The following is a 7,666-nucleotide window of genomic DNA, read 5'->3' on the forward strand; positions in this document are numbered from 1 at the left end:
AACCTGCCGAAGCAGGCCGGGGTATCAACATATCTGGCGTTGACTTTTGGCACGCTGTTGAGTTCTCAAGGAACGGACGCTTCCTTCGGTCCCGTATCACCGGGGCCCTCCGGGCGCTTCCCTTCGTTTACTGCTTTGTCTTGCTGTCCTGCGTTTCCGACTCTATCAGACTCTTTCGTGTCCGATTCCCGGTCGAAACGGGTCCTACTTTTCGCTTTCCAGGTCCTTCGCTTTCGCGTTTTTCCTTTCCGGCGAGTCCGACTTTACCAGACTCTCTTTCGTTCCGTTTCCGGCCCGAATTCGATTTCTGATGGCCTGCGGAGTGGCCTTGCCTTTCGGCGTGTGCACCACGTTAGCCGATTCTCTTGGCAACTCATAATCGAGTCGATAGGGCGAATTACGGGCATGCCGAATTCGCACCCGCCAGGGTGAGTCGTAGGTAGTGGTTTGGCCGCTTCGAGTGGCCCGGTCCGGTCCGATGGACTGTGCCGAGAGCTGTACCCGTGTCAAGCGGCTCGGACTACATTAGGCGTCTGCCGAGGGTGCGTCAAGTTGCCTTGCCGCTCGGCCGGCGGCGCGGTACGTGGGCGCGGTACGGGCTCACCGTCGGGTCTCCCTCGATCCAGAAGCGCCACGGCTGGTGGGCGCCGTCACCGCCGACGCCTGTGCGGGGGCCGCTGCGTACGAGGTCACGCGGCGGCGGGGTGCCGTGCAGTACGGACAGGGCCGGGGCGGGGCCGCCGAAGAGATCGCTGCCGTTCAGGGTGCGGTCGACATCGAGGGCGGTGGCGAGCCGGGCCGGGCCTTTGGCCAGTTCCTTGTCATTGCGGGCCGAGACGCGTCGGTCGCGGGCCAGAGCGGCGCCGACGTCGATCTCGCCCGCCCGGAGCAGCACCCCGCTCGCACGGCCTTCCGGGCCGCAGACCAGGTTGAGGCAGTGCCACATCCCGTACGTGAAGTAGACGTACGTGTGACCGGGCGGACCGAACATCACGCTGTTGCGCGCGGTGCGGCCCCGGAAGGCGTGCGATCCGGGGTCGACCTCGCCCGCGTACGCCTCGACCTCTGTCAGCCGCAGCTCGATCGTGCCCGCCGCGCTGCGACGGACGAGCGTGCGGCCCAGGAGGTCGGGGGCCACTTCCGTGACGGAGCGGTCGAAGAACTCTCGCGTCAGTGGGGCGCGGTCCGGGCTCGTGGTCATGGCGACCGAGGGTACTGGGATCGCGTGGACGGGAACCGGCTACCGTCGTGGCGCGTATGTAGGGGTCAGAACCTAGAAGGAGTGACTATGGGCTTCAAGCGGCTGCTCGCGAGCATGGGTGCCGGCGGTGCCTCGGTGGAGACCGAGCTCACCGAGGTGAATGTCGTCCCCGGCGGGGTCGTCCAGGGCGAGGTGCGGATCCAGGGCGGTTCGGTCGCCCAGCAGATCGAGGGGCTCTCCGTCGGCCTCCAGGCGCGGGTCGAGGTCGAGGGCGGGGACCAGGAGACCAAGCAGGACATCGAGTTCACCAAGGTGAGCCTCGGGGGCGCCTTCGAGGTGCAGGCGGGCGCGGTGCACGTGGTGCCGTTCGGCCTGGAGATCCCGTGGGAGACGCCGATCACCATGTTCGGCGGCCAGCAGCTGCGCGGGATGAACATCGGGGTGACGACCGAGCTGGAGATCGCCCGCGCGCTGGACTCCGGTGACCTGGACCCGATCAACGTTCACCCGCTGCCGGCGCAGGAGGCCATCCTGGACGCCTTCCGGCAGCTGGGCTTCGGCTTCCGCAGCGCGGACATGGAGCGCGGTCACATCCGCGGTACGCGTCAGCGGCTGCCGTTCTACCAGGAGATCGAGTTCGTCCCGCCGACGCAGTACCGCGGGCTGAACCAGGTGGAGCTGACGTTCGTCGCCGACGACCGCGAGATGGACGTCATTCTGGAGATGGACAAGAAGCCGGGGCTGTTCAGCGAGGGCAGCGACTCCTACCGCGCGTTCAAGGTGGGGCTGCACGACTACCAGCAGACCGACTGGGCCGCGTACCTCAATCAGTGGCTCGCCCAGGTCGGCGGACAGCGCAACTGGCTCTAGAGCGTGGCACCGCCCCCTATGGTCGGGTGGGAAGGCAGACGAACCGATCAGGAGAGGTGCGAGACGTGACCGAGCCGAAGAGGGCCCCGCTGCCGCACGACTTCCATCCGGAGGTTGTGGCGTTCACTGTGGTGAGCGACGATCTGGCGCCGGGGGCCGTGCTGGGCGATGCCCAGGTGCTTGCGGGTGGGAACACTTCGCCGCAGCTGCGGTGGGAGGGTTTCCCCGAGGGGACCAAGAGTTTCGCCGTGACGTGCTTCGACCCGGACGCCCCGACGGGCAGCGGGTTCTGGCACTGGGTGCTCTTCGATGTCCCGGCCTCGGTGACGGAGCTCCCGGCCGGTGCGGGCAGCGGAACGTTCGCGGGGCTGCCCGAAGGGGCCGTCCAAGCCCGTAACGACTACGGCTCCAAGGACTTCGGGGGCGCCGCGCCGCCGCCCGGGGAGAACCACCGCTATGTGTTCACCGTGTACGCGGTGGACACCGAGAAGCTCGGGATCGACAGCGACGCGTCTCCCGCGGTGGCCGGATTCAATCTTCGGTTCCACACACTGGGGCGTGCTCAGCTGATCGGTGAGTACGAGGCTCCTTCCGGCGATTAGTTCGTTTGCTGTTTGCCCTGCTCTGGTCTTGGAGAGATCAGAGCAGGGCATTTTTTATTGCGTTGTCCATCGCGGCCTGCCCAGCCAGAGTTGATCCGGGCCTGCCAGGGGGCGGGCGGCACACGGGAGGTGGGCAGGATGCGTGACACGCTGGTTCTCAACGCGAGCTTCGAGCCGCTGTCGACAGTGACGCTCAACCGTGCGGTGGTCCTGATCCTGACGGACAAGGCCGTCGTCGAGCAGTCGCATCCCGAGCTCCGTATGCGTGGTGCCGCCGTGGACATTCCGGCGCCCCGGGTGATCCGGCTCTGCCGGTACGTACGGGTGCCGTTCCGAAGACAGGCGCCGTGGTCCAGAAGGGGTGTGCTGATACGGGACCAGCACCGGTGCGCGTACTGCGGGCGTCGGGCTTCCACCGTCGACCATGTGGTGCCGCGCGCCCAGGGCGGGCAGGACACCTGGCTGAACACGGTGGCTTCCTGTGCCGAGGACAACCACCGCAAGGCAGCCCGGACGCCGGATCAGGCGGGGATGCCGCTCCTGAAGCAGCCGTTCGTCCCCTCCCCCGCCGAGGCGATGCTGCTGGCGATGGGGGCCGGCGACCGCTCGGCACTGCCGGAGTGGCTGGACCGGACGGCAGCGGCGGCTTGAGGACGTAGTCGGTGTACGCCTGGTGACGTATGCGTGGGCCCGTTCCCGTGAGGGGGCGGGCCCACGTACGTCAGCGGAGCAGCAGTTGCACGATGGCCATCGTGCCGACGGACACGATGAGGGCGCGCAGGACGGTGGGGCTCAGGCGGCGGCCGACCTTGGCGCCTATCTGGCCGCCGATGGCCGAGCCGACCGCGATGAGGACGACGGCCGTCCAGTCGAAGTGGGCGACGAAGAGGAAGAACAGCGCGGCGATGGTGTTGACCACGGCCGCCAGGACGTTCTTGACGGCGTTGAGGCGCTGCATGGTGTCGTCGAGCAGCATGCCCATCAACGACAGGTAGATGATCCCCTGGGCGGCGGTGAAGTAGCCGCCGTAGACGCTGGCGAGCATCAGGCCGGTGAACAGGAGCGGTCCGCCGTCGGTGCGGGGTGTGGCTCCGGTGTGTTCGCGGCGGCGCTGGACGGCTTTGCTGATGCGTGGTTGCAGGATCACCAGGACGAGGGCCAGGGCGACCAGGACCGGGACGATCGTCTCGAAGGCGGTGGAGGGCAGGGCGAGGAGCAGGGTCGCCCCGCAGAGGCCGCCGATCGCCGCGCCGACGCTCAGCTTGAGGATGCGTCGGCGCTGTCCGGCGAGTTCCTTGCGGTAGCCGATGGCCCCGCTGATGGAGCCGGGGATGAGGCCCAGCGCGTTGGACACGGTCGCGGTGACCGGGGGGAGGCCGGTGGCGAGCAGGACGGGAAAGGTGATCAGGGTGCCCGAGCCGACGATCGTGTTGATCGTGCCCGCTCCGATGCCGGCCGCGAAGACGGCGAGTATTTCCCAGATGGACAAGGCCATCTCCTTCGGTGGTCAGTGACGCCTCCCCGCCATGAAGGTCGAGGGGCCTCACTGATCATGCACGAAGGGGCGTTCGGGTCAGGAGACCGGGGGTTCCTCGCGTCGTTCCACCGCCGGGGAGGGGATGCCGCCCTGGCTGCTTCCGCCGTTGCCGCTGTTCCCGCCGTTGCCGCTGTTGCCTCCGGTGTTGAAGCCGGGCATGCCGCCGCCGACGTTCCCGAAGGCTCCACTGAGGCCCTTGAGGGCGTCGCCGATCTCGCTGGGCACGATCCAGAGCTTGTTGGCGTCACCCTCGGCGATCTTCGGAAGCATCTGGAGGTACTGGTACGACAGGAGCTTCTGGTCCGGGTCTCCGGCGTGGATGGCCTCGAAGACCGTGCGGACGGCCTGGGCTTCGCCTTCGGCGCGCAGGGCGGCGGCCTTGGACTCGCCCTCGGCGCGCAGGATCGCGGACTGCTTCTCGCCCTCGGCTGTGAGGATCTGGGACTGCCTGATGCCCTCGGCGGTGAGGATCGCGGCGCGCTTGTCGCGGTCGGCGCGCATCTGCTTCTCCATCGAGTCCTGGATGGAGGTCGGCGGCTCGATGGCCTTGAGCTCGACGCGGTTGACGCGGATGCCCCACTTGCCGGTCGCTTCGTCGAGGACCCCGCGCAGGGCGGCGTTGATCTCCTCACGGGAGGTGAGGGTCCGCTCCAGGTCCATGCCGCCGATGATGTTGCGGAGGGTGGTGACGGTGAGCTGTTCGATCGCCTGGATGTAGCTGGCGACTTCGTAGGTCGCGGCGCGGGCGTCGGTGACCTGGTAGTAGATGACGGTGTCGATGTTGACGACCAGGTTGTCCTGGGTGATCACCGGCTGCGGCGGGAAGGGCACCACCTGTTCGCGGAGGTCGATCCGGTTGCGGATCGAGTCGATGAACGGGACGACGATGTTCAGCCCCGCGTTCAGGGTGCGGGTGTAGCGGCCGAACCGCTCCACGATGGCGGCGCTGGCCTGCGGGATGACCTGAATCGTCTTGATCAGGGCGATGAAGACGAGCACCACCAGAATGATCAGAACGATGACGATCGAATTCATGGTGTCTCTTGTGCCCTTCGGTTGGCCGGTGGATCGCGGTGATCGGGATCGGTTCTCATGTGGAGCCGGTGGTCCGTGCGTTGCGGGGCCGGTCCGGGTTCTCACGATGATCGACATGATCGACTTCGAGTCTGGCAGACCTGGGCCCGCCCCGTGCACGCTTCGGTCACATGACGACGGCCGTCGCTCCGTCGATGTCCACGACATCGACCTGGCTGCCTGGGTCGAAGACCTGGTCGGCGTCGAGCGTGCGGGCCGACCAGACCTCACCGGCGAGCTTGATACGTCCGCCGGAGGCCGATACCTGCTCCAGCACGACCGCCTGACGTCCCTTCAGAGCGTCGATGCCGCTGGCGTGCCCGGTCTGTCCGGCCCGGTGTCTGGCGGCGATCGGGCGCACTACGGCGATCAGCGCGACCGAGACCAGGACGAAAACCAGAACCTGGGCGACGATCCCGCCGCCGAGGGCGGCGACGGCCGACGCGGCCACCGCCCCGACGGCGAACATCCCGAATTCGGGCATCGCGGTCAGGACGAGGGGGATGCCCAGCCCCACAGCGCCGATCAGCCACCACACCCACGCGTCGATGTCCACATGGTCATCGTAGGACTGTCGGTGCGTCACCGACAGGGCGCACGGGTGGTCAACTGCGGTGCACGGCCCGCCGATCGTGGCGGGAGGGCTTGTTGGCGCCCGGCGGGGAGGGCCGTACGCGGCGGAGTCGGGGTCAGGAGAGCGGGAGGCCGTGGGCGGTGTAGCGGTCGCCGGTGTGCTCGACGATGAGCGGCAGGCCGAAGCAGAGGGAGAGGTTGCGGGAGCTGAGCTCCGTCTCCATGGGGCCGGCCGCGAGGATCTTCCCCTGGCGGATCATCAGGACGTGGGTGAATCCGGGCGCGATCTCCTCGACATGGTGGGTGACCATGATCATGGAGGGGGCGAACGGGTCGCGGGCGAGGCGGCCGAGGCGGCGTACGAGGTCCTCGCGCCCGCCGAGGTCGAGCCCGGCGGCGGGCTCGTCCAGGAGCAGGAGTTCGGGGTCGGTCATCATGGCGCGGGCGATCAGGGTGCGCTTGCGCTCTCCTTCGGAGAGCGTGCCGAACCTGCGGTCCAGGTATTCGGTCATGCCCAGGCGGTCGAGGAAGGCGCGGGCGCGCTCCTCGTCGACGGCTTCGTAGTTCTCGTGCCAGGTGGCGGTCATGCCGTACGCGGCGGTGAGGACCGTCTGCAGCACCGTCTGGCGCTTGGGCAGCTTGTCGGCCATCGCCACCCCCGCCATGCCGATCCGGGGGCGGAGCTCGAAGACGTCGGTGCCGACGCCGCCGAGCTGTTCGCCGAGGATCGTGGCCGTTCCCGTGCTCGGGAAGAGGTAGCTGGAGGCGAGGTTGAGGAGGGTCGTCTTGCCGGCGCCGTTGGGGCCCAGGATGACCCAGCGCTCCCCCTCCTTGACCGACCAGGAGACATCGTCCACCAGAGCGCGTCGGTCGCGGACCACGGATACGTCCACCAGCTCCAGTACATCGCTCATGGCGCGTTGTCTCCCCATGCAGTCTCGTCGATCGTCGCGTGCCGGTGGGCACGGCTCCCAGGGAAAACCTACGCCACCGCGCGAGCGCTTCAGGCGTGAGGGCCGTTCCCAGGCGTTGCCTAGGCTGTCGGCATGCTTGTCGAACCACGTTCAGGGTTGTTGGCCGCTTGGGGAAACGCGCTTCTGGCGGGACTCGTCTCGCCGGACGAGGCGGCCCTCGCGATTGTCGGGGAGGACGCGGTGCACCGCGTCGACGGACTGCCGGGTGAGGCGGGGCCGGTCGGGCTCACGCTGGCGCTCGGCCGGCTGAGGGGGTTGGGGGCGACCGGGTTCCGGGTCGCGCTGCCGGTGCCGGGGCATCCGCTGGGGCTGAGCGGTCCGCCCGATTTCAACGCGCGGGCGCTGGAGGCGGAGGAGGCGGTGGTCGCGTACGGGGTGCCGTACGGGCTGGTGCCGGAGGTCACCGAGGCGGGGCCGGCCGGGGATCTGCACGTCGAGGTGGTGTGGCGGGTGCTGCCGGTACGGGAGGCGCCGCCCGCGGACGTGCCGTCGCTGGGCGAGGCGGAGCGGGAGCTGGCGGAGGCGTTGCGGGATGCGACGGCGGTGCTGTCGCGGCTGGACGTGGCCGGCTCCGGGCCGGTGGCGGAGGCCGCGGTGGACGCGTACCGGGCGCGGGCGGAGCGGGGGCGCGATGTGCTGGCGCCCGGGTATCCGCCGCGGGCGGTGCGGGTGCTGGAGATGGCGCAGCGGGTGGGGCTGCTGGTCTCGGTGGCGTACGAGAACGGGCACGGCGGTGCGGTGAGCGCGTCGGAGATCGCGGCGCGGGGGGAGGCGTTGCGGCCGGTGGAGCGGGTGGCCCGGCGGGCTCAGGTGGCGGCGTACAACGCGTATGTGG

General features: G+C 68.8%; 9 protein-coding genes. 4 read left to right on the forward strand and 5 right to left on the reverse strand.

What is annotated here, in order from left to right; genetic code table 11:
- Positions 1 to 547: 547 nt before the first annotated feature.
- Positions 548 to 1,201 carry a DNA-3-methyladenine glycosylase gene (locus tag HET64_RS33755; RefSeq protein ID WP_215111063.1) on the reverse strand — a complete coding sequence of 218 codons (654 nt, stop codon included), beginning with the start codon at positions 1,199 to 1,201 and terminating at the stop codon, positions 548 to 550.
- Between the two features lie 87 nt (positions 1,202 to 1,288).
- Here HET64_RS33755 and HET64_RS33760 point away from each other — a divergent pair, with 87 nt between their 5' ends.
- The 3 genes from HET64_RS33760 (at position 1,289) to HET64_RS33770 (ending at position 3,324) form a co-directional block, all read left to right on the forward strand.
- Positions 1,289 to 2,071, forward strand: coding sequence for a sporulation protein (locus HET64_RS33760; RefSeq protein ID WP_215111064.1), 783 nt, complete (start codon positions 1,289 to 1,291; stop codon positions 2,069 to 2,071).
- A 65-nt stretch (positions 2,072 to 2,136) separates the two neighbouring features.
- The gene (locus HET64_RS33765) at positions 2,137 to 2,673 is read left to right on the forward strand and encodes a YbhB/YbcL family Raf kinase inhibitor-like protein (RefSeq protein WP_215111065.1); all 537 of its coding nucleotides are present in this window, start codon (positions 2,137 to 2,139) and stop codon (positions 2,671 to 2,673) included.
- Between the two features lie 138 nt (positions 2,674 to 2,811).
- Positions 2,812 to 3,324 (forward strand): HNH endonuclease, encoded by a 513-nt coding sequence (locus tag HET64_RS33770; protein WP_215111066.1) that lies wholly within the window; start codon positions 2,812 to 2,814, stop codon positions 3,322 to 3,324.
- 70 nt (positions 3,325 to 3,394) lie between these two features.
- On the opposite strand, the gene HET64_RS33775 is transcribed toward HET64_RS33770, so the two are convergent.
- From HET64_RS33775 to HET64_RS33790, 4 genes are all read right to left on the reverse strand, one after another.
- The gene (locus tag HET64_RS33775) at positions 3,395 to 4,168 is read right to left on the reverse strand and encodes a sulfite exporter TauE/SafE family protein (RefSeq protein WP_215111067.1); all 774 of its coding nucleotides are present in this window, start codon (positions 4,166 to 4,168) and stop codon (positions 3,395 to 3,397) included.
- A gap of 78 nt (positions 4,169 to 4,246) precedes the next feature.
- Entirely contained in the window at positions 4,247 to 5,245 is a 999-nt protein-coding gene (locus HET64_RS33780; protein WP_215111068.1) for an SPFH domain-containing protein, read from the reverse strand.
- 166 nt (positions 5,246 to 5,411) lie between these two features.
- Positions 5,412 to 5,840, reverse strand: a complete 429-nt coding sequence (locus HET64_RS33785; RefSeq protein ID WP_215111069.1) for an NfeD family protein — start codon at positions 5,838 to 5,840, stop codon at positions 5,412 to 5,414.
- A 133-nt stretch (positions 5,841 to 5,973) separates the two neighbouring features.
- Positions 5,974 to 6,771: an ABC transporter ATP-binding protein gene (locus tag HET64_RS33790; protein WP_215111070.1), complete on the reverse strand. Its 798-nt coding sequence runs from the start codon at positions 6,769 to 6,771 to the stop codon at positions 5,974 to 5,976.
- A gap of 132 nt (positions 6,772 to 6,903) precedes the next feature.
- Between HET64_RS33790 and HET64_RS33795 the strand changes: the two genes are divergently transcribed.
- The coding region (locus tag HET64_RS33795; protein ID WP_215111071.1) for a hypothetical protein at positions 6,904 to 7,666 on the forward strand (763 nt) is incomplete at its 3' end.

This window comes from Streptomyces sp. McG3 (assembly GCF_018619185.1).
Taxonomy (GTDB): domain Bacteria; phylum Actinomycetota; class Actinomycetes; order Streptomycetales; family Streptomycetaceae; genus Streptomyces.